The sequence below is a fragment of the Novosphingobium guangzhouense genome (genome assembly GCF_002896965.1).
Classification (GTDB): domain Bacteria; phylum Pseudomonadota; class Alphaproteobacteria; order Sphingomonadales; family Sphingomonadaceae; genus Novosphingobium; species Novosphingobium guangzhouense.
Map to the genome: position 1 here is coordinate 65,879 of NZ_LYMM01000084.1, position 22,586 is coordinate 88,464.

17 protein-coding genes and 1 other annotated feature are annotated in these 22,586 nt (G+C 63.5%); of the genes, 12 read left to right on the forward strand and 5 right to left on the reverse strand.

Features of this window, described 5'->3' with window-relative positions; all coding sequences use genetic code 11:
- Window positions 1-93 precede the first annotated feature (93 nt).
- Together A8V01_RS24825 and A8V01_RS24830 are read left to right on the forward strand one after the other, a co-directional pair.
- Window positions 94-2,925 (forward strand): TonB-dependent receptor domain-containing protein, encoded by a 2,832-nt coding sequence (locus tag A8V01_RS24825; protein ID WP_103098937.1) that lies wholly within the window; start codon window positions 94-96, stop codon window positions 2,923-2,925.
- 41 nt (window positions 2,926-2,966) lie between these two features.
- Window positions 2,967-5,147 carry a PKD domain-containing protein gene (locus A8V01_RS24830; RefSeq protein WP_103098938.1) on the forward strand — a complete coding sequence of 727 codons (2,181 nt, stop codon included), beginning with the start codon at window positions 2,967-2,969 and terminating at the stop codon, window positions 5,145-5,147.
- 10 nt (window positions 5,148-5,157) lie between these two features.
- Here the strand turns inward: A8V01_RS24830 and A8V01_RS24835 are convergent, their stop codons facing one another.
- Window positions 5,158-5,670: a redoxin domain-containing protein gene (locus A8V01_RS24835; protein ID WP_103098939.1), complete on the reverse strand. Its 513-nt coding sequence runs from the start codon at window positions 5,668-5,670 to the stop codon at window positions 5,158-5,160.
- Window positions 5,671-5,884: 214 nt separating this feature from the next.
- Between A8V01_RS24835 and A8V01_RS24840 the strand changes: the two genes are divergently transcribed.
- The 8 genes from A8V01_RS24840 to A8V01_RS24875 all read left to right on the forward strand — a co-directional run bounded on the left by A8V01_RS24840 (window position 5,885) and on the right by A8V01_RS24875 (window position 15,189).
- Window positions 5,885-6,601 (forward strand): energy transducer TonB, encoded by a 717-nt coding sequence (locus A8V01_RS24840; protein WP_103098940.1) that lies wholly within the window; start codon window positions 5,885-5,887, stop codon window positions 6,599-6,601.
- Window positions 6,598-7,107 carry an RNA polymerase sigma factor gene (locus tag A8V01_RS24845; protein ID WP_103098941.1) on the forward strand — a complete coding sequence of 170 codons (510 nt, stop codon included), beginning with the start codon at window positions 6,598-6,600 and terminating at the stop codon, window positions 7,105-7,107. The genes A8V01_RS24840 and A8V01_RS24845 overlap by 4 nt, the downstream gene beginning before the upstream one ends.
- Window positions 7,108-7,205: 98 nt before the next feature.
- On the forward strand, window positions 7,206-8,195 hold the full coding sequence (locus tag A8V01_RS24850) for a FecR family protein (RefSeq protein WP_103098942.1): 990 nt from the start codon (window positions 7,206-7,208) through the stop codon (window positions 8,193-8,195).
- Between the two features lie 172 nt (window positions 8,196-8,367).
- Window positions 8,368-10,839, forward strand: coding sequence for a TonB-dependent siderophore receptor (locus A8V01_RS24855; RefSeq protein ID WP_170066060.1), 2,472 nt, complete (start codon window positions 8,368-8,370; stop codon window positions 10,837-10,839).
- 46 nt (window positions 10,840-10,885) lie between these two features.
- Window positions 10,886-12,451: a PepSY-associated TM helix domain-containing protein gene (locus A8V01_RS24860; RefSeq protein WP_103098944.1), complete on the forward strand. Its 1,566-nt coding sequence runs from the start codon at window positions 10,886-10,888 to the stop codon at window positions 12,449-12,451.
- Entirely contained in the window at window positions 12,448-12,753 is a 306-nt protein-coding gene (locus A8V01_RS24865) for a DUF3325 domain-containing protein (RefSeq protein ID WP_103098945.1), read from the forward strand. Before A8V01_RS24860 ends, A8V01_RS24865 begins: the two co-directional genes overlap by 4 nt.
- A gap of 28 nt (window positions 12,754-12,781) precedes the next feature.
- Window positions 12,782-13,132: a hypothetical protein gene (locus A8V01_RS24870; RefSeq protein WP_245892812.1), complete on the forward strand. Its 351-nt coding sequence runs from the start codon at window positions 12,782-12,784 to the stop codon at window positions 13,130-13,132.
- Window positions 13,132-15,189 carry a TonB-dependent receptor plug domain-containing protein gene (locus A8V01_RS24875; protein ID WP_146037384.1) on the forward strand — a complete coding sequence of 686 codons (2,058 nt, stop codon included), beginning with the start codon at window positions 13,132-13,134 and terminating at the stop codon, window positions 15,187-15,189. Before A8V01_RS24870 ends, A8V01_RS24875 begins: the two co-directional genes overlap by 1 nt.
- A 67-nt stretch (window positions 15,190-15,256) precedes the next feature.
- Here the strand turns inward: A8V01_RS24875 and A8V01_RS24880 are convergent, their stop codons facing one another.
- Together A8V01_RS24880 and A8V01_RS24885 are read right to left on the reverse strand one after the other, a co-directional pair.
- Entirely contained in the window at window positions 15,257-16,747 is a 1,491-nt protein-coding gene (locus A8V01_RS24880) for a PepSY-associated TM helix domain-containing protein (RefSeq protein ID WP_103098946.1), read from the reverse strand.
- Between the two features lie 3 nt (window positions 16,748-16,750).
- Window positions 16,751-17,326: a hypothetical protein gene (locus A8V01_RS24885; RefSeq protein WP_103098947.1), complete on the reverse strand. Its 576-nt coding sequence runs from the start codon at window positions 17,324-17,326 to the stop codon at window positions 16,751-16,753.
- Window positions 17,327-17,429: 103 nt separating this feature from the next.
- Between A8V01_RS24885 and A8V01_RS24890 the strand changes: the two genes are divergently transcribed.
- A complete protein-coding gene (locus A8V01_RS24890) occupies window positions 17,430-17,630 on the forward strand; it encodes a hypothetical protein (protein ID WP_103098948.1) in 201 nt (66 codons plus the stop codon).
- Between the two features lie 937 nt (window positions 17,631-18,567).
- Window positions 18,568-18,623 (forward strand) — a sequence feature (sul1 is cis-regulatory element that is thought to sense ions involved in sulfur or methionine metabolism; They are found in Alphaproteobacteria).
- A gap of 75 nt (window positions 18,624-18,698) precedes the next feature.
- Window positions 18,699-20,189 carry a SulP family inorganic anion transporter gene (locus A8V01_RS24895; RefSeq protein WP_103098949.1) on the forward strand — a complete coding sequence of 497 codons (1,491 nt, stop codon included), beginning with the start codon at window positions 18,699-18,701 and terminating at the stop codon, window positions 20,187-20,189.
- A 53-nt stretch (window positions 20,190-20,242) separates the two neighbouring features.
- On the opposite strand, the gene A8V01_RS24900 is transcribed toward A8V01_RS24895, so the two are convergent.
- Window positions 20,243-20,878, reverse strand: a complete 636-nt coding sequence (locus A8V01_RS24900) for a lysozyme (RefSeq protein ID WP_103098950.1) — start codon at window positions 20,876-20,878, stop codon at window positions 20,243-20,245.
- A gap of 298 nt (window positions 20,879-21,176) precedes the next feature.
- The gene (gene glnA / locus A8V01_RS24905) at window positions 21,177-22,586 is read right to left on the reverse strand and encodes a type I glutamate--ammonia ligase (protein WP_103098951.1); all 1,410 of its coding nucleotides are present in this window, start codon (window positions 22,584-22,586) and stop codon (window positions 21,177-21,179) included.

The following is a 22,586-nucleotide window of genomic DNA, read 5'->3' on the forward strand; positions in this document are numbered from 1 at the left end:
GGCCTCGGGAAACAAGTGCGGTCGCCGGCAATGGGCGCGCCGCCGCGCCGAAAGAGCGTCGAAAAAGCGTAGAAAAAGCAGGGGGGGAGACTGATGAGGCACCACGGGAAAAGTGCGCGCGCGGATCATGCAGCGGCCCGGTCAAGCTGGCGCGCGCTGGCAGTGGCCGGCCTGCTCGCGGCGGGCTTGATGCCCGGCGTGGCATTCGCACAGGAGGCCGACCAGGAGGCTGCCAAGGACGCTGGGCAGGATTCCGGGCAACACGATATGCCGACGGTCGAGAACGAGATCGTCGTAACCGGCACGCTGCTTCGTGGCGGGGCGCCTGTCGGGTCCAACGCCGTGATGCTTGGGCCAGACACCATTCAGAAGACGGCCGCGATATCGTCCAACGAACTGCTGGCATCGGTGCCGCAGGTTTCCAACTTCTTCAATCGCGTGCCGCTGGCCGATCTCGCGATCGCGACGAACCAGATCCAGGTGACCCGCCCGAACATCCGCAACCTGGCGCCGGGCGGGAAGACCAGCGTGGCGGCAAGTTCGCCAACCCTGATCCTCGTCGACGGTCATCGCATTGCCTCGGTCGGTGTGAACCAGGCTTCCATCGATCCGGACCTCATCCCGATCGGCGCGATCGAGCGCGTGGACGTGGTCACCGAAGGCGGATCGGCGACTTACGGCGCGGACGCGGTCGCGGGAACGATCAACTTCATCACCCGGCGGCGGTTCGACGGGCTGAAGGTCGACGGACATTACGGCTTCGCCGACGATTACTGGCAATGGGACGCCAGCGCCACGGCCGGAAAGGACTGGGGCAGCGGGTCGTTCTATGTCTCCTACAGCTACTCCAAAAGCGACAAGCTCTATGGCCGGGAGCGCAGCTTCATCCACGATCTGGACTACACCGCGCAGCCCTATGGGCCCCGCGACCTGACATGCGCATCGCCGAACCTGTCATTGAACACCGTGATCCCCGCCTTCGGTGCGACGGTCGCCTCGGTCAACTACGCGGCTCCCGACTATGTCGCCGGCACACGCAACCTTTGCGATAATTCGCAGGACGACGTCTACATCCCGTCGGCAGAGCGCCATGGCGTGCTGGCCAGCCTGTTCCAGCAACTGGACGACCGGACCGAGGTGACCGTGAAGGCGTTCTACGCACGCCGATCGACACTGAAAACGGGCGATCTGACCGGTGTAGTTGCTGTCAGCCCGGCCAACCCTTACGCCGCAGCCAGTCTGCCGCCGGGGTTGGCGCTCGGCCCGACGACCGTTGAAATTCCGGGGCTCGGGACATTCCCCGCAGTCAATCTGGCCTCGGTCAGCTTCAATCTGCGACCGCTCCTCGGCCCTGACGCGCAGCGGGAGCGTACCCGTCTGGAAGAGTGGGGCTTCAATGCCGAACTGGTTCGTGATCTCGACGACAACTGGCAGGCACGCCTTCTGTTCAACTGGAGCGAAAGCGACAGTTCTTTCGCGCTGACCGGCATCAGCAGTGCGCGGCTCAACGCTGCCGGCGCGGGCACAAGCCTTGCCACGGCCTTCAACCCGTTCGACGTCACGAATAACGACCCGGCGTTGATCGCAGACCTGATCGACAGCCAGATCGGGGGACAGGCGCGCGACAACCTGGTCGATATCCGGGGCATCCTGGAGGGGCGCCTTGCAGAACTGCCCGGCGGCGACCTGCGGCTGGCGATCGGCTACGAATACATGAACGATCAACTGCAGCAGCGCTATCTGAGCGACATCCGCATCGGCACGCTGTCGAACTATCCGTTCGCCCGCTATTCGCGCAACATACATTCGTTCTTCGGTGAGGTGCGGGCGCCGGTACTGTCCGACGGTGAGGGCGCAAGCATGCTTACCCTGTCGGCATCGGGTCGCTATGACAAGTACAGCGACTTCGGCGGAACGTTCAACACCAAGTTCGGCGGGACGTTCAAGCCGGCGCAATGGCTGTCCCTTCGCGGCAACTGGGGCACTTCGTTCACCGCACCGACTCCGCTCGACCAGCTGGGGTCGCAGCGCAACACGATCAGTTCCTACGCCTTCGTTCCCTTCCCCAACCCAGCCGATCCGCCACCGGGCGGCGCCTATACCGTTTCCATCCAGGGATCGACCGCGAACCTCAAGCCGCAGACTGCGGATACCTGGTCCGTCGGCGCCGACCTCACGCCGTTTCGGGGCTTTCGGGCCAGCGTCAACTACTATGACGTGAAGTTCCAGGACATCCTGCAGACGCCGCTCGTCAATGCGGATATCCTTGCCAACTATCCCAGCCAGATACTGACCCGAAGCACCGGGTTCTCCGCCGCCGAACTCCTGGCTTTCGCGGCCGGTGCGCCGAACGGACAGGCTGTCGTCCAGCCGCTGATCGACAGCGGTACGCTGGTCTATTCGCTTGTCGACTTCCGTGTCGCGAACTTCGGGATCCTGCACGTCAAGGGCATCGATTTCGACGTCAATTACGCATACGATACCAGCTTCGGCAGCATCGATGCATCGGTCAACGGCAACCGCCCGCTTTCGCGCAAGGCGCAGGCGAGCCCGACTTCCCCGGTCGTCGACGAACTCGCGCTTGAAAGCCCCAAACTGTATCTGCAGGCGGCCCTGGGGGCCACCATCGGGGGTCTGCGTGCGCAGGCGACATGGAACCACACGGGTGGCTATGCCATCGCGCCGACCAGTTCCGTGCCGGTTCAGGACCGCGTCGGAGCGTTCGATACGGTCAATCTCTTCTTCAAGTACGATGTGCCCGGCCAAAGCGCGCTGATGAAGAACCTGAGCTTCACGCTCAACGTGAACAATGTCTTCGATCAGGATCCACCGCTGCTGCGCCGAAACCTGCCCAGCGAACTGGGCTTCGCCAATGGCTTCACCTTCGGGCGCATGTTCATCCTCGGGGTGAGCAAGCAATTTTGACCTTGTAGCAGGGTGGGCATCGAGCCGCCCGGGAGACGATCATGAAAAACACGTTCATCAGCGCCGGAGCCTTCGGTCTGGCCGCGCTGGCGGGATCGACCTGCCTTGCAACTTCAGGCGCGGCCGCAGCGGAATGCCGGTTCGCTCCGGTTCGGCAGATCGACAGGGATGTCGGCGTCGACCCGCAATTGCTGATCGACGGCACTTGTACCGACCCGGACTACAACGAAGGGACATTCGTTGTCGACAAGACCGAGCAACTGACGTTCGAGGTGCCCGGCGGACCGACGATCCCCTATACACAGGTCACAGGCCATTTCCCGGCGACCCGGACCACCGCGACGCTGCCGCCCTACGTGCGCCAGAGCCCGACGCTGTTCCGGCAGGATTACGTGTTCCGCTTTCCCGCGAAGGAATTCTGGAAGCACCGTTCCTTCCAGCAGCAGCATCCTTCGGGCGGGGGCGTCGTTGACAACCGCATGGCCTTCACCAACGGCGCGTTCTCGGTGAACTGGATGAGCGCAAGCACTGCCAATTCGGTGGCCAGCCATCGTCACGAGGCCGCAGCCACCAAGGTCGCCAAGGCTTATGCCAACAAACTTTATGGCAACTCGGCGAAGATCTACAGCTACTTCTGGGGTTGCAGTGGCGGCGGCATCGTCAGCATGGCGGCTGCCGAGAATACCACCGGGGTCTGGGACGGAGTCCAGCCGCAATGCCTGGGCCCGAAAGGCGTGGCGACCTTCCATTCGTTTCAGTGGCAGGCGCATTACACCATGGCGATCCCGCAGGCGAAGCGCGATGCGATCGCCGCCGCAGCGGCGCCCGGCGGCACCGGCGACATCTACGCCGGACTGAACGATGAAGAGAAAGCCGTCCTCGACGAGTTCATCGCCGCCGGCTACCCGCTGCCCGCCATCGGCAACCATTTCAAGAGCCTGGTGCCGTTGGTCGATCCGATCGACATCCGCATCGCGGACCCGACTTACGAGGACGATTTCTGGTCGAAGCCGGGATATGCGGGCGCCAATCCGCCCGCCTACCTCAAGGCGGCGCTGATCGATGACTGGGCGACGATCACCGGGATCGATCGCGGCGCGGACGGCGCACCGGCCACGATCCGCTTCGATGCGGCGACGCTTCCCAAGCTTGGCGTCATGGGCGACAATTACCTTGAATTCTTCGTCTACGGTGCAGACGGCAAGACGCGACTGATCGATCCCGAACCCGTGGTAGGCGAGCCGAGCGATAACCGCCGTCGCTACAGCCTTCAGGGCAAGTACGATCCCGTAGCCGGTACGCTTGCACTGACCGGGACAACGACCAATGTGTTCGGCAAGACATCGCCGCTGGTCAACAGCAAGCTCCTGCTAGACGGCCTGAAGGTCGGTGGGAAAGTGCGGATCAACAACCGCTTCATCCTCGCGATGTACTACTATCCGCGTTACAGCAACATTGCGGGCGCGCGCAGTTACGACCAGTACCGTAATGCCGACGGTTCGCCCAAATACCCGCAGCGCGCGGACATCAGCGTTCTGTGGGGCGCGAACTATCGCACCATGGGTGGGCGGGTAGAGACCGGCGACGTCAAGACCAGGACCATGATCATGGAGGGCATGAGCGACAACCTTTCATGGCCGATCTTCAATGCCAGCTATGCCGAGCAGATCCAGCATACCCTCGGCGCGGCCAAGGCCAGGAGCACGATGCGTTTCTATCTGCACGACAACGGCAACCACAGCACGGGCGGCGGCGAGCCGGGCATTTTCCAGCAGTCGATCCAGGACCTGATGGCCTGGGCGGAGCGCGGCGTGACGCCGCCGCCTTCGACGCAGTACACAATCCGCAAGGGGCAGGTGGTGCCCGCGCCGCGCGCCGCCGATCGTGGTGGCCTCCAGCCGGTGATGACGCTGGCGGTGGACGGGGCAAACCGCGCGACGGTGGCCGCGGGTCAGCCCGTCAGGCTGGCCGGCGCGCTGGAAATGCCCCCCGCCACGGGTAAGATCGTCCAGTATTTCTGGACGATAGCCGGGGCGGACGAGGCGCCGACGAAGCTGCCTTCGCCGCAACAGAAGCTGGACGTCGAGCGCACGCTGAGCTTCCCGGCTGCCGGCTCCTACCTTGTCCGGCTTACCGTGAACGGCCAGCGCAACGGCCAGATCGATCCGTTCGACAAGACGCTGCTGCGCAACTTCAAGGAGGTGCGCATTCTTGTGAAGTAGGCGTTGTCGCCTACTTCTTCATGCCCTGCACGAACGCAAGCGCGCCCTTCACGTGATCGCGAACTTCGTCTTCGGTGTGAACGAAGACGATCTTGCCGGAAGGCGCGATTACGTAAGTCGTGCGGGTATTGAACATCGCGCCGTCGTTGACGTCGAAAGCGTTCACAAGGCTTTCGTCTGCACTGCCCAGAGCGAACTTTCCATGCGCCGCGCCGGTCGAAAGTCCGCTCAGCGATCCGACGGAATCGCGCGACATGCCGACGATGGTTGCACCCGCGGCGCGGAATTGATCGGCCTTCGCCGCAAACTCTTCCGTTTCTGCGGCTTCCGTGAAAGCCGACGGGAAAAAGTAGAGCACGACCGGACCGTCCTTGAGCAAGGTTGCGAGTTCGACCTGCCTGGCCGCCCCATCCTGCACAGCCTCGACCGTGAAAGTCGGGGCCTGAGCGCCGACGGACAGTGCCGCCTGTGCCGGGGTTGCGAATAAAAGGCTCAGGATACCAATTGCGCACGCGTGTTTCATGGTCTGTTTATCGCATGGGAACCCTTTGGGCGGCCATGAGAAACGCCCTTGAGGAATAGTCATCGCGGGCACGAAGCCAATGGTGTTCGGTCGTCGATCGTTTCTGGCGACTTGCGTTTGATCGACCGGATACGGAAAGGCCGAAGACAGGCCGAACATGCCGGGCTCTTAACCACTATTGCGATTGACTTGCAATAGTGGTTAAGAGCCCGGCATGGTTGGATTCGCCAAATCGCTGAGATTGTCGGAGGAGCGCTCATCCGGCCGCGGCGCGTTGCGGTTGCCGGCCCTGGCGATTACCGGCGTGGTCCATCTGCTGGTCATCGCTTTGTTCGTCTGGTGCGGGGGAAGGCCGCATCCGGCGGGAGCGCCCAGAGATGCCATGCATCTGGTCCTGCTGCCTCCGACTTCCAGCACCCCTGTCGAACGCAGAGCAAAACCCGCACGAGCAGCGGAACAGCCCATCGCGACGAAGAGCAAAGCGTCACCGCCAATACCCGCGACGGCGCCCTCCGCAGCGGGGCTGCAGCAAGCAACTGCCCTGCTTCCAGACCCGGATGTGCCGGACGTGACAATAGCGCAAACGGCGACGCAGGTGCCACACCGCTCGCAAGACGAAATCGCCACCGACTATCGGCAGGTGCTGTTCGAGAGCCTGGCGGCGCAGCGTCACTATCCTGAAGCTGCCCGTTTGCAGCACTATCAGGGCCAAGGTGCCGTGATGTTTCGCATCGATCGCGATGGAAGACTGCTTGAAGCATCGATGGAAAAATCGACCGGCAAGCGCATCCTTGACCGCGCCGCGCTGATGCAAGTTCGCAGAGCGGCGCCCTTTCCAGAGATTCCGGGCGAACTGCCGGATGAACTGATTGTCTCCATGTCGCTCCAGTTCCTCATCACCCAGCCCGGAAGGCAGATGGCTGCGCGGTGACGGGAACGGCGCTCTCCCTGCTTGCCCGGCATCGCAGCGCCCTGCTGGCGAGCGTGCGACGGCGCGTTCGTCCGCCGGTAGAGCCTGCCGACATCGTGCAGGAAGCCTTTTTGCGGGCCATTCCCGCGATAGAGGCCGGCCGGGTCGTGAACGTGCAGGCGTTCGTTCACGGAATCGCCCGCAATCTCAGCGCGGAGGCGATGCGCCAGCAGCAGCGCTGGTCCCGCTGGCTGGTGGACGCGGACCGGACGGACGATGTGGCCGACGACGCGCCTTCGCCCGAGGCTCATGCCGCGGGTCGCAGCGAACTGGATCGCCTGCACGACGCTATGGCCACGCTGCCGCCGCGCTGCCGCGAGGTTTTCGCCATGCGCCATGTGGAACTTCTCGAAAAGGCGGAAATTGCGGATCGGCTCGGCATTCATGTCAAGCAGGTGGAGAAGCAATTGCGCCATGCCCTCATGCTGTGCGCCCGCGCCTTGAGCGAGCAGGGTCAGGACGATTAAAATGCAGATACCAGGGCTCCATATCGGCATGCCATCCGACAATCCTTACGAGACTACAGACCAGGGGCGCCTCGCCCCGCGCAGGCATGAGGTGAGCGATGTCGATTGAAGACGACGCGGACGCTCCGCTCGAGACGCCGGAGGAGCAGGCTGCAGACTGGGTAGTCCGGCAGGACGGCTCTGCACTGGACGAAGCCGGGCAGGCTGCCTTCGCGGCATGGCTGGCAGTGCCGGGACATCGCGCCGAGTTCGATCGACAGCACGCGGTCTGGCAGCGGTATCGCCGTCTGGCGTCGCTTCCCGAAGAGGAGCCCGGCGGCCGCATATTCCACCGGCCAGCTCGGCGCACGCCCGCCTGGCGCTTTGCGCGCGTGATGACGGGGCACCGCATCGCCATTCCAGCCATCGCAGCAGCCTGCGTTCTGGCGATGGTCGGTGCAGCCGAGGATTGGCCCACCCGTCTGCGTGCCGATTACGCGACCGGCGTGGGAGAGCGGCGCAACGTCACCTTGCCGGATGGTTCCACCGTGACGCTGGCGGCAAGTTCGGCGATCGCGTTCGATCAGGCGCATGGTGAGCGGACCGCAAGCCTGCTGGCGGGCGCGGCGCAGTTTCAGGTCGCACCTGATCCGCACCACCCCTTTCGCGTCAAGACGGCTCAGGGGCGCGTCACTGCCCTTGGCACCGTATTCACGGTGCGCGAGGATGCGGGCGGCCCACAAGTCGCCGTGCTCGAACATTGCGTCGCCATTCTCACCGCGAGTGGGGAAAAAGCGGTCGTCCACGAAGGTGAAAGCACGCGCTTCACCGCTGCAGGGATAGCACCTCCGGTCCGGTCCGATGTTCAGACCGCGGCCGCATGGACACGTGGCAAGCTGATCGTGTTCGATCGTCCGCTCGGCGAAGTCGTCGGCATCATCGGCCAGCAGCGACGGGGCTACTGGACCGTGACCGGAGACGCCGCGAACCTGCGGGTGAACGGAGTGTATGATCTCGATCACCCGCTGGACGCACTGGCGGCGCTTGAAAAGACCTTGGGCCTGCGGTCCTTTCGCATTTCGAACCGGTTCGTCGTCATCAGCCGCTGATCTGCCGCGCGGCGTCAGTACGGCCATCTCGAACGGGCCGCTTGGGATTCGGCCCGCTTCGATTTTTTTCGCACCGGTAGGCTCCAAACCCGGCAGCGCTCCGTCCTACCTTATGAGAGTGCCTCGCAACAGCATTTACGGGCGCTCGGGGTTATGTGGGGTTTTCCGAAAAATGAAGCGATTTTCCGTGCGTCCGCTGCTGGCAGCTGCCTGGGCCGGCACGACAATGCTGACCTCAGCAGGTCTGTGCGTTCCGGCCTATGCCCAGCAAGCCGAAACCATGCGCCATTATGACATTCTGGCCGGGTCGCTGGCGCAGGCACTCAGCCGCTTTGCCGACCAGAGCGGCGTGCAGATTTCCTATGAAGGCAGGCTGACCGAAGGCCGGACGACCTCGGGCCTGCGCGGCACCTTCGTTCCCAAGGAAGCCCTTTCGCGCCTGCTTGCAGGGACCGGCCTTGTGGCGCGCACCCCGGATGCGCGCACGGTGACTGTGGTGCCGGCCACCGTGGGGCGCCTGGAACTCGACCCCATGCGCATCCAGACCGTAGCCTATGCCGATGGCGATGATACAGGATCGGACACGGAAGATCAGACGGGGCGTGACGGCTCGACGATTATCGTCAACGGCCAATCGACCACGATCGACAAGGTCGCCGGTATAGGCCCCTGGGGTTCGCGAACGCTGAACGATACGCCCTATGCGATCAGCGTCATGGGGAACGAGCAGATCCGCAACACCATCGCGCGCGATCTTGATCAACTCTACAAGATGAACCCTGTGGTGCAGGAAAGCACCCCGACCAGCGTGTTCGGCTACCCGGCTGTCACCATTCGCGGGTTCATGCAGACGGCAGGCATCGTCGACGGCGTCAGGCTCTCGTCCTACACGTATGGCCTCAGCACCGAGGAAATCGAGAAAGTCGAGGTCATGAACGGCCTGTCCGGCTTCCTCTACGGATCGGGCAACGTCGGCGGCGTGGCGAATTACGTGCTGAAGCGCCCCACTTACGAACCGTTGCTGACGGCGACCGCAGGCAATTACGGCGGCAGCCAGTATTTCGGTCATGTCGACGTGGGTGGCAAGATCACCAGCGACAACACGCTGGCCTATCGCGTTAACGCTTCCTATGCCAACGGCGGTACCGCGAAGGACGACCAGCACCTCAAGAAGTGGATGGTCAGCGGCGCGCTTGACTGGAACGTGGCGGACAACCTGCTGCTGCAGGTCGAAGGCGCGCACACGTACTGGCATCTGGATCGCGTGGACACCCGGTTCTACACGTCCGGCCTCGATTACTGGCCCGATGCCTACGATGTCGAAAAGACCTATACCCCGGACTGGACCTACAACCAGACCAAGTCCGATCGCATCGGCGGCAATCTGAAGTACACCATAAACGATGGGCTCACCCTGCGTTCGGCGTACATGCACAAGACCGACGAACGCGAATACGTCATCATATACCCGATCAGGACGGCCAGCGGCTGGTCTACGTACAACATCACTAAGACGTTCCCGTACAAGACCGTATCCGATGGCGCCTATACCTATCTGGATGCTGCGTTCGATACGTTTGGCATCCGTCACAAACTGACGGTTGGCGGTTCGTGGGATACCTACAAGGAACTGCGCCGCACCGTTGGCAACGTGCAGGGTTACAAGAGCGACGGCACGATCTACTCGCCCGCGGCCAATGTGACGCTGGAAGAACTGCTCAACCTTGAAACGCCGGTATTTCCGGGTGATCCGGGCCCGCTCTACAAGTCCATGGTGGCGACCAACACCAATGTCGTCATCGGCGATGACATAACGTTCACCGATACGTTCAGCGCGCTGGTCGGCTTCAACTACAGCACGATCAAGACCAGGGCCTTCAGCACCGCCAGCGTACAGACATCGGGATACAACGAGTCCGCACTGACGCCTACGGTATCGCTGATCTTCAAGCCTGTTGAGGGCCTGACCACTTACGCCAGCTACATGGAAGCGCTTGAAGCAGGGACGATCGTGGGCAACGACGAAACCCTCTACACCAATCCCGGCATGGTCTTCGATCCGATGATCAGTCGCCAGTACGAAGTGGGCGCAAAATATGCCCTTTCGGAAGGGCTGATGCTGACATCGGCGCTGTTCCGCATCGAAAAGGCCAATTCGTACCAGGAGACGGGCAGCGACAACATGATCACGATCAGCCAGGATGGCAGGCAGGTGCACCAGGGCATCGAGCTTACGCTTGCCGGCAAGGTCACGGACAACCTGAGCGTGACGATGGGCGGTACGCTGATGGATCTCAGCATCCAGAAGGCCTCCAGTGCGGCACTGAAGGGCAAGGAGCCGACCGGATCGGCGCCGCTGCTGGCCAAGGCTTTCGTCGATTACACGATCCCGGGTATCGAGGGGCTGACGCTGTCCGGGGGCGTCTATTACACGGGATCGAAATATTACGATTCCGCCAACCTCTACAAGATCGATGCATACACACTGGTCGATCTGGGCATGCGCTACAGGACAGAAGCACTCGGCCGGCCGCTGACCTTCAACCTCTACGTCTCGAATGTGACCGACGAGGATTACTGGGCGACGATCAACCAGTTGGGCACTCCGCGCAACATCGCTTTCTCGGTCCGGGCGGAGTTCTGAGCACCGTGGGCAAGGCAGCATCGGCGCTCGCGGGAAAAGCCGCGTCATGAAGCAGGGTTTTCGCCAGTCGATGGCGTGGCTGCACACCTGGGCCGGGCTTGTTCCGGGCTGGATACTGTACATCGTCTTCCTGTTCGGGACTGCAGCGTTCTTTCATCACGAGATCGACGCCTGGATGCGTCCCGAACTGCCTGCCCGCACGGCAGTCAGTCCGGGTGCGCTGGCGGCTGCCGACACGCTCCTGCGCCAACGCGGCGAAGGAGCGGAGAGCTGGAACGTCGCCCTTCCAAACGCGCGTGGCGGCAGCGGGCTGAAAGTGTCATGGAGCTTGCCGGGGCAGGATCGGTACGACCGGGAAGAGATCACGCTGGACCCGCAGACCGGGCGCGAACTGGCGGTCCGTGACACGCAGGGCGGGTTCTTCCTCTACCGCATGCATTTCGACCTGCACTACATCTCCGTGCGCTGGGGCCGCTATACGGTATGCGTTGCGGCGCTGGCGATGCTGGTGGCGATCCTTTCGGGCGTGGTGACGCACAAGAAGATCTTCACCGACTTCTTCCAGATGCGGCTGGGCAAGGGGCAGCGCAGCTGGCTGGATGCGCATAACGCCACCGGCGTGCTGGTCCTGCCGTTTCACATCATGATCACCTATACCGGGCTGGTCACGTTGCTGTTCATGCTGATGCCCTGGGCGATCACCGCGAACTTCGTGGATCAGGATACCTTCTCAAAGACACTGAACCCCCGGCCCGAGGAGCGCGCCGCCAGCGGCGTCCCGGCGCCGACCATGCCCCTGGAGCGTCTGCTCGCGATCGCTGAAAGCCAGTGGCAGGGCGCTCCTGCCAGTTACGTCATCATCGAGCATCCAGGTGACGCCGGAGCGACCGCGCGGCTCATTCCCGAGCGCAGAGACTGGGGCAGCGGTCGTCGCGAGAACCTGTATCTGAACGCCGCGCAAGGTCGGGCCGTCCCGATACCCGCGCAGACCAAGGGCGGTGCCAGCCTGACGCGCGAGATCATGGTCGACCTGCACACCGGCTGGTTTGCCGGTGTCGGGCTGCGCTGGCTCTACTTCCTGTCAGGCATCGGCGGCACCGCAATGTGCGCGACAGGGCTTGCCCTGTGGTGCGTGAAGCGGCGCACCAAGCTGCCCGATCCGGCGCGCCCGCATTTCGGGTTCCGGCTCGTGGAACGCCTAAACATCGGTTTCATCGCCGGTGCGCCGGGGGGAATGGCGGCCTACTTCCTCGCCAACCGCCTGCTTCCCGTCGATCTGGCGGAGCGCGATCAGTGGGAGATCGACAGCCTGTTCATCGTCTGGGGCCTGATCTTCGTCTGGACGCTGGCGCGGCCTGCCAAGCGCGCCTGGGTGGAAGCCCTGTCGGCAAGCGCCGTGCTGTTCGCGCTCGTCCCGATCGTCAACGCCGCCGCAACGTCCCGCGGGCTGGGGCCAAGCCTTTACCGGGCTGATTGGACCTTCGCTGGTTTCGACCTCACGATCATCGCCTTCGCAGCGGGTCTTGGCTACACCGCCTGGAAAGTCCTGCGCCACCAGCCGAAGGCCGCTCCTGCACGCCGCAGGCGCAATGCGGCGGAGGCCCCGGCATGATCCACCTTGCCATCGCCGCACCGGCACTGCTCGGTTTTGCGCTGTTGCTCATGGCCATGACGCGTCACCAGCAGGACTGGCTGCGGCGGAAACTTTCCCCGCGGCTGTCGAAGTCGATGCGCTGGAGCGGCCTTGGCCTGCTTGTACTGGCTTTCGGCGTCGCCGGGCTGGCTATGGGCTGGGCCTACGGTTCAGTCGTGTGGTTCGGATGGCTGAGCGTGGCTGCCGCGCTGGTGCTGACCGGGCAGACCAACCGCGAACGCATCCAGCGCATGCTGCGTTTGCAGTCGCACAAATCCTGACCCCTTCTCGCCGATAAATGAGATCGCCATGAGCAATTCCACAAAACAAGCCGCAGCAGATGATCCCTCCCCCTTGCTTCCTGCTGCGGCGGTCAGTGCGCGTCGTCATCGTCGCTCGGTGACGGCGCGCACGCTTGCCGGCACGCTTGGCGCTTATGGCGTGACCGCGCAGGCCACGATCGTCCTTTCGTTCATGCTCGCGCTGTGCGGCATGGATCGTGCCGAAGCGGTCGTCGCCGCAACGCTGGCCAGCTTCGCGATCTTCGCGCTTGTTTCGATGGCGGTCTTTCATACCGGCAGCGCCAGCCGGGCATGGATCTGGCTTGTGACGGCGTCCGTTCCGCTGGCCTTTCTCCAATGGGTGCTGAGTCCGCTTTGATGAATTCCCTTTCCCTGATGCTTGCCGGCATGGCCGCCACCGCCACGCCGCTGGACGAAACACAATCCCTGAAGCGAACAGGGCAGGAGGCTCCGCCGGCCGTCGTCCCCGCCGGTCCCGACCCGGTCTATCCGGCCGACTTCTACAAGCCCTTCCAGCCCCAGACCGCGCTCGACATGCTGGAGCGCACCCCCGGCTTCATTCTGAGTGAAGGCACTTCGGTCCGTGGTTTTGGCGGTGCTGCGGGCAACGTTCTGATCGACGGGCAGCGCCCCACCGTCAAAGGCGGCGGCATATCCGAAGTGCTGCGCCGCATCGCAGCGTCGCGGGTGGAACGCGTGGTCCTGCTGCGCGGCACCGATGCCGCCGAAGCGCAGGGACAAACGCTTGTCGCCAATCTGGTGCTGCGCGCCGATGCCGGCGGGTCGGGCAATGCCTCGCTTACTCTCAGCCATACGGCGGACGGCGTGATCTCTCCTTCCGCACGCATCAGCCACGCACGGCGCATCGCCGGATGGCAGACCAACATCGAACTTTCGGGCGAGATGGTACGCTTTCCTACCGACGGCACCTATCTCGACCGGAATGCGATCGGTGCTCTCACCTCCACGCGGCAGGAGCATATCGCGGGCAAGGCGCCTGAATATGGGCTGGCGCTCAGCACGTCCGGTCCGCTGGCGGGTGGCACGCTGACGGTGAACCTGAGGCTCAACAAGGACGGCTACTCCTCCAGACGCGGGATCGACATCTTTGACGGCGCCGCTGACGACACCCCCGATGCCCGGCGCGACATCGCCTATGACGAAAAGGGCCGCAGCGGCGAACTGGGGCTGGACTGGACCCGCCGGATCGGCGCGGGCTGGACCGCCAAGCTGGTGGGGCTTGGCCGGATCGAGCGCTACACCACGGACGAGGATTACGTGGAAGCCGACTATCGCGGCCTTTCATCGCAAGTGGAAAGGCCAAGTGAATTCGTGGCCCGGACCACCATCACGCGCGAAGGCAACCACACGCTGCGCCCCGAATTCGGAGGCGAGATCGCCTATAATCGCTTGTCGAGCCATCTGGACTATGCCGAGGACACGGGCAGCGGCCTTATCGCCATCCCGCTTGCCAACGACCGGACCCGCGTTTCGGAATTGCGCGGCGAGGCTTTCGCCAACCTTACCGTCAAGCTGACAGGGCAGATCAATCTGGAGACTGGACTGGCGGTAGAACTCTCTCGCATTCGGGTGACCGGCGAGGCAGCGCAGGAGCAGAGCCTGTCGTACCTGAAGCCGTCAATGGCCCTGGTCTGGTCGCCTTCGGGCGCCACGCAGGTCCGGCTGGGGGCCCGCCGGACCGTCGATCAGTTGTCCTTCGGCGATTTCGCGGCCTCGGTGAACCAGGCAGACGGCCGGCCTTTGGGCGGCAATTCCGGCCTGCGCCCGGCGCGTGTGACGCGTGCCCTTCTTCGCATCGACCATCGCTGGGGCAAAGGCGGCGCAGTCGCAATCGAATCCTACCATCAATGGCATACAGGCATGCTCGGCTATCTCGTGCTTGCCAACGGGGATCAAGCGATCGGTACTATCGGCAATGCCCGGCAGTGGGGCATCTCGATGCAGGGCACATTACCGCTGGAGAGTGTTCTGAAGGGCGCCCGTCTGACAGTGGACGGAACCTGGCGCGGCTCGCGGTTTCACGATCCGATAATTGGGCGCTACCGTCCGATGGACGATGTCGCAGCCCAGTCCCTGACGGCAGAATTCCGTCAAGACGTGCCCAGACTGAAATCGTCATGGGGCGTGACCTGGACCGCTCCGGAGGAAGCCAGGGTCTTCTACACCGGCGAAGTCCTGCTCGCCCGCGACAGGGCACTATGGGGTGCCTACATAGAAACCACTGCACTGGCCGGTTTCAAGGCGACCCTGCGCGCAACAGCCTTCAATGGACAGGACAACTTCCGGATGCGGCAGTTCTACAGCCCGGACCGGGCAGGCACCTCCAGCGGCAGCGAACGACGCGACCAGCAATCGGGAGCGGTAGTTTCGCTGGCCCTTGCCCGCACCTTCTGATCTCACATAGTCGGGCGCGCTATCGCCTCAGGTATCGGTGCAGCGTTCGTCCATCGAGCGCTGCTTTTCACACTCGCCTTTCACGGCGGATACAGCTTGCCAGAAAAGGGTAGAGCATGCCCAGACCCACGGACAGCCAGAGCAGGTCGATGCCATTTGAAGTTGTATTGCCCAGTTCGTTGCCCAATGCGTTGATCGCCATGTGGCTGCAGGCCAGCACCAGCAATGCAATGCCTGCCATGGGGCGCAGCAAGCGGGCGGGGGGCAATCTCTGCGGCAGAGCCAGCACGACGAGCCAGACCAGCAGCGTCACGGCCCAGTATGTCGGCAGGGCGGGGGCGAGGCCCGCGACTTCACCAATGGCAGCCAGCGTCAGAGCCAGCGGCTGGCCCCAGAGCAGCCCGCTCCACAGCCGTTCGAGGCGCGGGGCAGGGCGTCCCTGATCCCGGCGCCGGGCCAGCCACACATTGCCGCCCGTCGCGACGATGAGCGTCAGTCCGCCGCCGAGCAGTGCGTAGATCACCTTGAGCGCAAGCCCGCCATAAGTGCCGTAATGCAGCGGCGTCAGCATCCCGTAGATGCGCATGCCGACGTTGCCGTCGGTGAAGCCCGCCTTCTGTTTCAGCGTGCCATCGGGGCTGAACACATAGCTTTCCGCGCGCGTCAGATGGCCCGGCGCGGCGACGGATACGGTCACCTGCTGACCGGCCGTGCCGACATGCTCCAGACGCAGCTGGCTGACGCGGGCGCCGGGCGTCTCGGCGTCGATCAGGGCGAGCATCGGGCGGATGTCGGGCACCGGCGCGGGGCGGCTGTCCTCGCTCGCCTGCGGGCCCAGCAGCGAGGCGATGGCGCGGGTCTGGTCGCCCTTGAAGGCAACCATGGCAAGGCCGAAGATGATGAGGCCCGAAAGCCCCAGCAGCGATCCGGTCAGTGAGACGATGAGGTGGAAGGGCAGCGCCCACACGCCGATGCGGTTGTGCAGGTCCGCGTTGGTCAGGCGCGTGCTGCCGCCCCAGCGCAGGCGGAACGCGTCCTTGAGGATGCGGCGATGCGCAAGAATGCCGGTGAACAGGCTGGCCAGCAGCAGGGTGCCGAAGATGCCCACCAGATAGCGGCCAAGCGCACCGGGAACGGTGAGGTTGAAGTGCAGTTCCTGCACGAACACGACCCACGGCACTTCCAGCGCGGGGCCCAGCTTTCCGTTGGCGTCGGCGCTCCATTCGCGGTGGTTGTCTGCCTCGCCGCCCTCGCCGTAGGCATAGATGTTGAGCAGCGGCAGTTCGGGCGTCGGCGCGTTGATGAAGATGTCGTGGGCCACGCCCGCCGCGCTGGCGCGGGCATAGGCGTCCTCGCTCACGCGCTGGAGCATGTCGGGCGACACCGCGCGCACGATGGTGGCCTGCGGGCGCTCCCAGATGGTCAACTGGTCCACCAGCACGATCAGCGAGCCCGACAGGCACAGCATGTAGATCACCGCGCCGAAGATCACGCCGATCAGGCCGTGCCCGTCCAGCATCGAACGGGTGAAGGCGTTGGGTATCCTGAAACGCGCCATGGTTCAGGCCCCCGCCAGCAAGGTGAGGCCGATCCCTGCGGCGCCGATGGTGGCGAAGGATGCCGCCTGAACCGCAAGCCGCCGGTGGCACACGACCCATCCGATGCCTATCGCCCAAAGCGTGGGCACGATCAGTCCGGCAAGGATCAGGCGGGTCTGCTCCGCCATCGGCGTGCGCGTGGCGATGACGACGGCAATGGCCATGGCGGCGATCAGGCCGAGCGGCCCCGCCACCAGCACCCGCACCGTGCCAAGGACATAGCGCCTCCACGACCCGCGCGAGGAGGAGGCGGCGGCATCAACAATGGCGGCCCGCTTGCGCGCAGGCCGCTCCTCGCGCCGCTCCATCCGGGTGAGGATGAAGCCGAAGGCGACGAGCGCAGCTGTCTCCAGCGCCAGCGGTATGCCGATCTCCGCCCCGAAGCGCCAGATCCAGATTGCCGCCGACATGCTCCACAGCAGGGCCACGCAAGCGGCGCGCAGTCGCATGTCGGCATGGGTCTTCCAGCCATGCCACAGCAGGAACAGACCGCCCAGCGATGCCAGCAGCGCCGCTCCGATCGTGACAAAATCCAGCATTACATTCCCCCGTATCCCTGCCCCACACGCCGTTAGCTTTAACGCTATTGACTCGCAATATGGATTATTTGTAGCGGCGCTGTTACATTTTCGGGGGAATGTGATGAATTGCGTGCGCCCGGGCCGCACGCTGGTCAACGCCAAGCTGGGCTGGCAGGGCGAAAACTTCGGCGCCTTCCTGCTGGTTTCGAACATCTTCGACGTCCAGAAACCCGCCGTCTTCTTCCTGGACTTCGACGGCCGCACCCGCGGCTTGCTGACCGACCCGCGCACGTTCGGCCTCAGCTTCGAGGGCCGGTTCTAGCGAAGCGTGGCGAGCGGCTCCATCGGGAAAGGCCCTCCGGGAACCTACTGTCGAGAGCCGCTCAGGTCGAGACGTCGTCCGTATTGGCGCGGGATGACCAGATAGCTGCCTGTCCGCTCTGACATGAGCGTCGCGGGCAAGGGCGAGCAAGCTGCCGGGCGTACATGGCCCGTTGCGGACATTAGGCATAAGTGTCATCGTGTTTCGATGACGAACATGCGAGTGAACCGGCGAAAATCGAAGTCGCGTCTTTGGCTGGCCGTTATGTTTTTCGCAATGGCTGGGTTCTCGACCCAGTCTGTAATTGGCGGAATAGTTCTTCTTTTGGTGGCGACGACATTCTGGCTGATTGAAGCACGCCTGCAGCGACCAAAGCGCACGCTTGGGCACTTAGCCCTTGGGTCGACTATTTTGCTCTCATGCCTCGTTTATATTTCGTGGAAGGGTGAGTTTTTCCTCGCTTTTTTAACATGGTTAGGTGTCACCGCGTTGGCCCTTTTCGTAGCTATTTCTTATGAGCGTACAGCCGGGAGAATGTGATCCGCTCACAACTTCCGCTTCCGCCCCGTTGCGGACGTTTGATGCCACTGGCATGTGTATGGCATGCGAGGTTTAGACAACTATCCGATAAGCGTTTCGGTCACAGCAGGCTGCTTAGCTTTTGTTCTGGCCTTACTTGCCCAAGCGACCATGGGCGCGTTTGGGTCGTTGATCGGCCTTGCGCTGGCAGTCTTTTCGGTCAGCCTGTTCGCATCAGCAATCAAGCGTTCTAGGAAGCAGTAACGCTTCGGCGGAGCGGCAACTATCCACCCAAATCAGACATCAAGCCCGCACAGCCTGCGCGTGTTGGGGCGCCGTGTCATGGGCCGATTCTGGCGTCTTGAGCGCCAACCGGCTTGCAAAGCCTCATCCCGCTGCGCTAACAGAGCGCCAATCGCAAGGACCCGGTGAAATTCCGGGTGGCTATTCCGGCCGCCGATCCGCCGGACAACATCACACATTCGCTGAAACCTTGGTGCCATCTGGGCGCCCGTGGTTGTGTAATCGTGCCTTGTTGTGGAATTTTCCATGTCTGACAAACTTTCCCGTTACCGCCGGGAGTGGTTCGGCGATGCAGCCTTCCTGCGTCGCGAAGTGCTTGCCGGTATCGTCGTTGCCCTGGCCCTGATCCCGGAGGCGATCGGCTTTTCGATCATCGCCGGGGTGGACCCGCGCGTCGGCCTCTATGCCTCGGTCGCCATCGCGATCGTCATCGCGCTTGTCGGCGGGCGCTCGGCGATGATCTCGGCTGCGACCGCATCGGTGGCCGTGCTGGTGGGATCGCTGGTGCGCGACCACGGCGTCGAATATCTCTTCGCGGCGACGATCCTGATGGGGCTGATCCAGGCGATAGCCGGGCTGATGCGGCTGGATCTGGTGATGCAGTTCGTCTCGCGCTCGGTCATTACCGGGTTCGTCAACGCGCTGGCCATCCTGATCTTCATGGCGCAATTGCCGCAGCTGACCAATGTGGGCTGGCAGACGTATGCGATGGTCGCGGCCGGGCTGGCGATCATCTACCTGTTCCCGCGCGTGACGAAGGCAGTGCCTTCGCCACTGGTCGCTATCCTGGTGCTGACGGCAATCTCGATCGGCATGGGCCTGCCGGTCAACACGGTGGCCGACATGGGCAAGCTGCCCGAGGGGCTGCCCAGTTTCGCCCTGCCGCACGTGCCGCTGACTTTCGAGACGCTGCGGATCATCGCGCCCTATTCGCTGACGATGGCGGCCGTGGGCCTGCTGGAATCGCTACTGACCGCGCAGATCGTTGATGACATGACCGATACGGACAGCGACAAGCGCGTCGAATGCGTCGGGCAGGGCGGGGCCAATGTGGTGGCTGCGCTGTTCGGAGGCATGGGCGGTTGCGCGATGATCGGCCAGTCGGTGATCAATGTGACCTCGGGCGGGCGCGGCCGGCTGTCCACTTTCGTCGCCGGCGCCTTCCTGCTGTTCCTGCTGGCGGTACTGGGACCGTGGGTCGGCCGGGTGCCGATGCCCGCACTTGTTGCGGTCATGATCATGGTTTCGATCGGCACCTTCAGCTGGGCATCGATCGCCAATCTCAGGCGCCATCCGCCGACGTCGTCGGTGGTGATGCTGGTGACGGTCGGCGTCGTCGTGGCAACGCGCGACCTGTCGCTGGGCGTGCTGGCGGGGGTGCTGCTGTCAGGAGTGTTCTTCGCGGGGAAGGTCCAGCGCATGTTCGCGGTGGAGCGGCGCGAGGAAGACGGCATCGCCACGTACCGGGTATCGGGCCAGATCTTCTTCGCTTCGGTGGAGCGGTTCACCCGCGCGTTCCAGGCAGAGGCCGTTGCGGGGCACGTTGTCATCGACGTGTCGGCGGCGCACTTCTGGGATATTTCGGGCGTGGGCGCGCTGGACAAGGTCGTCGAGCGGCTGCAGCGCGACGGGCGCAGCGTCGAAGTGGTCGGCTATAACCGGGCGAGTGCGGACATCGTCGATCGCTTCGCCCTTTACGACAAGACCGGCGTGGAAACGGGCGCGGTGCCGCACTGAGAATGACCCTGGCGCGGCACTGCCCTGTCTTGTCTTGTCCTGCCCTGCCCTGTTCAGGGGGCTGCGTAGAGTTTTGCTTCATCCGCGCGGCGGTTCTTGAGGCCGTTCATCGGCTTGCCGTCGTTGTAGATCCACTTGCCGAATTCGGCCTGCGCCGCAGGGAATTTCCCTTCCTTGTGGCGCTTGCCGAGCGTCGAGCTGGCGATCTTGCCGGTGTTGTAGTGGAATGAAACGAGTGCATCGAACTGGTTCTGCGATGTCGGTGCGGTGCCGATGAAGGCAGCCACTTCCTTTACGTAGTCGACCATGTCGATATCGAAGCGGGCGTCGCACTGGGCCTGCGTCCAGATGACGCCCTTCTTCACGTCGGGGCCGGTAGATCCCCAGCCAATGGTCCAGGGCTTGCCGTCGGCGCTGCCCGGGTCGGGGTAGGCGGCAAAAGTGCCGTCCGCGAGCCGCCTTGCACAGCCCTCCCACTTCTTGATCAGCTTGCTGCCCGCGGCGCCGAGGGTGCGGCCTGACACGCCGGGGGAAGAGGGGGGAGAGGGGGCGGCAGGTTCGGGGGGCAGGCTGGCGGTGAGGCCACCGGTGGCAAGGTCGATGGCCTTGTCCAGCGCGTTGACTTCGGCCTGCGTGAACGAACGACCCAGCATCTTGCGGACGGCGTCGAAGATCGGCTTGCGATTCATGTACGTTCCCTTTCGCTACAGATATGCGCGTAGTATCGGAAGGCAGAACAACTGCCCGCGATGCGCCCGAATGGAAGGATGTGCGCCTTGTCCAAGACGCTGTACTGTCCCGTCTCTTGCGGGGTTGCGAATCCAGTACATCCGGCGTGATCTTGTAGGAAAGCGGATTTTTGCAGCCTGCCCGCTGCTATCCGGATTTGTCATCCTGGGCGCGGCAGTAACCCTGAACGCGAAAGGGGCGCCCGGATTGCTCCGGACGCCCCCACTCGGCGAACTGGTCGCCGCCTGATCGAAAGGATCAGGCGCTGTAGTACATGTCGAATTCAACGGCCGACGGCGTGGTTTCCCAACGCAGAACTTCGGGCCACTTGAGTTCGAGGTAGGCTTCGATCTGGTCTTCGGTGAACACGCCGCCTTCGAGAAGGAAGGCGTGGTCGGCCTGAAGGGCGTCCAGAGCTTCACGCAGCGAACCGCAGACGGTCGGCACTTCGGCGAGTTCGGCCGGCGGCAGATCGTAGAGGTTCTTGTCCATCGCTTCGCCCGGATGGATCTTGTTCTTGATGCCGTCGAGGCCGGCCATCAGAAGCGAGGCGTAGCACAGGTAGGGGTTGGCCATCGCGTCGGGGAAGCGGAATTCCACGCGCTTTGCCTTGGTGCCCGCACCGTAGGGGATGCGGCACGAGGCCGAACGGTTGCGCGCCGAGTAGGCGAGCAGCACCGGTGCTTCGTAACCCGGAACCAGGCGCTTGTAGCTGTTGGTGGTCGGGTTGGTGAAGGCGTTCAGGGCCTTGGCGTGCTTGATGACGCCGCCGATGAAGTACAGGCAGGTGTCCGACAGACCGGCGTAGCCGTTGCCGGCGAAGGTGTTTTCACCTTCGTTCCAGATCGAGATATGCGTGTGCATGCCCGATCCGTTGTCCTTCATGATCGGCTTGGGCATGAACGTTGCGGTCTTGCCGTAAGCCTGTGCGACCATGTGCACGACGTACTTGTAGATCTGCATGCGGTCAGCGGTGGTGACCAGCTTGCCGAAGGTCAGGCCCAGTTCGTGCTGCGCCGAGGCCACTTCGTGGTGGTGCTTGTCGCAGGGGAGGCCCATTTCGATCATGGTCGAAACCATTTCGGCGCGGATGTCGACAGCCGAATCGACCGGAGCGACGGGGAAGTAGCCGCCCTTCGCACGCGGACGGTGAGCGAGGTTGCCCACGTCGTAGTCCTTGTTCGAGTTGGTCGGCAGTTCGATGTCGTCGATCTTGAAGCCGTTGCCGTCGTAGCCGTCGTAGAACTTCACGTCGTCGAACATGAAGAATTCGGCTTCGGGGCCGACGAACACGGTGTCGCCGAAGCCGGCCGACTTGACGAACGATTCAGCGCGCTTCGCGGTCGAACGCGGGTCGCGGGCGTAGAGTTCGCCGGTCGAGGGTTCGACGATGTCGCAGAACAGGATCAGCATCGGCGTGGCCGAGAACGGATCGACGTACACGGCGTCGAGGTCGGGCTTGAGGATCATGTCCGACTCGTTGATGGCCTTCCAGCCTTCGATCGACGAACCGTCGAACATGAGGCCGTCTTCCAGCTCATCTTCGCCGAGGACGGTCGAGACCATGGTCAGGTGCTGCCACTTGCCCTTGGGGTCCGTGAAGCGAAGATCGACCCATTCGATCTCCTCGTCCTTGATCTGCTTGAGGACGTCCTTTGCACTTGCCAT

Bases quoted from the DNA above. Each gene is read 5' to 3' on its own strand.
- A8V01_RS24890 (WP_103098948.1), top strand. From the start codon at position 17,430: ATGAATTGCGTGCGCCCGGGCCGCACGCTGGTCAACGCCAAGCTGGGC.
- A8V01_RS24885 (WP_103098947.1), bottom strand. From the start codon at position 17,326: ATGCTGGATTTTGTCACGATCGGAGCGGCGCTGCTGGCATCGCTGGGC.
- A8V01_RS24830 (WP_103098938.1), top strand. From the start codon at position 2,967: ATGAAAAACACGTTCATCAGCGCCGGAGCCTTCGGTCTGGCCGCGCTG.
- A8V01_RS24895 (WP_103098949.1), top strand. From the start codon at position 18,699: ATGTCTGACAAACTTTCCCGTTACCGCCGGGAGTGGTTCGGCGATGCA.
- A8V01_RS24855 (WP_170066060.1), top strand. From the start codon at position 8,368: ATGAAGCGATTTTCCGTGCGTCCGCTGCTGGCAGCTGCCTGGGCCGGC.
- A8V01_RS24840 (WP_103098940.1), top strand. From the start codon at position 5,885: ATGGTTGGATTCGCCAAATCGCTGAGATTGTCGGAGGAGCGCTCATCC.
- A8V01_RS24825 (WP_103098937.1), top strand. From the start codon at position 94: ATGAGGCACCACGGGAAAAGTGCGCGCGCGGATCATGCAGCGGCCCGG.
- A8V01_RS24835 (WP_103098939.1), bottom strand. From the start codon at position 5,670: ATGAAACACGCGTGCGCAATTGGTATCCTGAGCCTTTTATTCGCAACC.
- A8V01_RS24850 (WP_103098942.1), top strand. From the start codon at position 7,206: ATGTCGATTGAAGACGACGCGGACGCTCCGCTCGAGACGCCGGAGGAG.
- A8V01_RS24865 (WP_103098945.1), top strand. From the start codon at position 12,448: ATGATCCACCTTGCCATCGCCGCACCGGCACTGCTCGGTTTTGCGCTG.
- glnA (WP_103098951.1), bottom strand. From the start codon at position 22,586: ATGGCAAGTGCAAAGGACGTCCTCAAGCAGATCAAGGACGAGGAGATC.
- A8V01_RS24860 (WP_103098944.1), top strand. From the start codon at position 10,886: ATGAAGCAGGGTTTTCGCCAGTCGATGGCGTGGCTGCACACCTGGGCC.
- A8V01_RS24900 (WP_103098950.1), bottom strand. From the start codon at position 20,878: ATGAATCGCAAGCCGATCTTCGACGCCGTCCGCAAGATGCTGGGTCGT.
- A8V01_RS24880 (WP_103098946.1), bottom strand. From the start codon at position 16,747: ATGGCGCGTTTCAGGATACCCAACGCCTTCACCCGTTCGATGCTGGAC.
- A8V01_RS24870 (WP_245892812.1), top strand. From the start codon at position 12,782: ATGAGCAATTCCACAAAACAAGCCGCAGCAGATGATCCCTCCCCCTTG.
- A8V01_RS24875 (WP_146037384.1), top strand. From the start codon at position 13,132: ATGAATTCCCTTTCCCTGATGCTTGCCGGCATGGCCGCCACCGCCACG.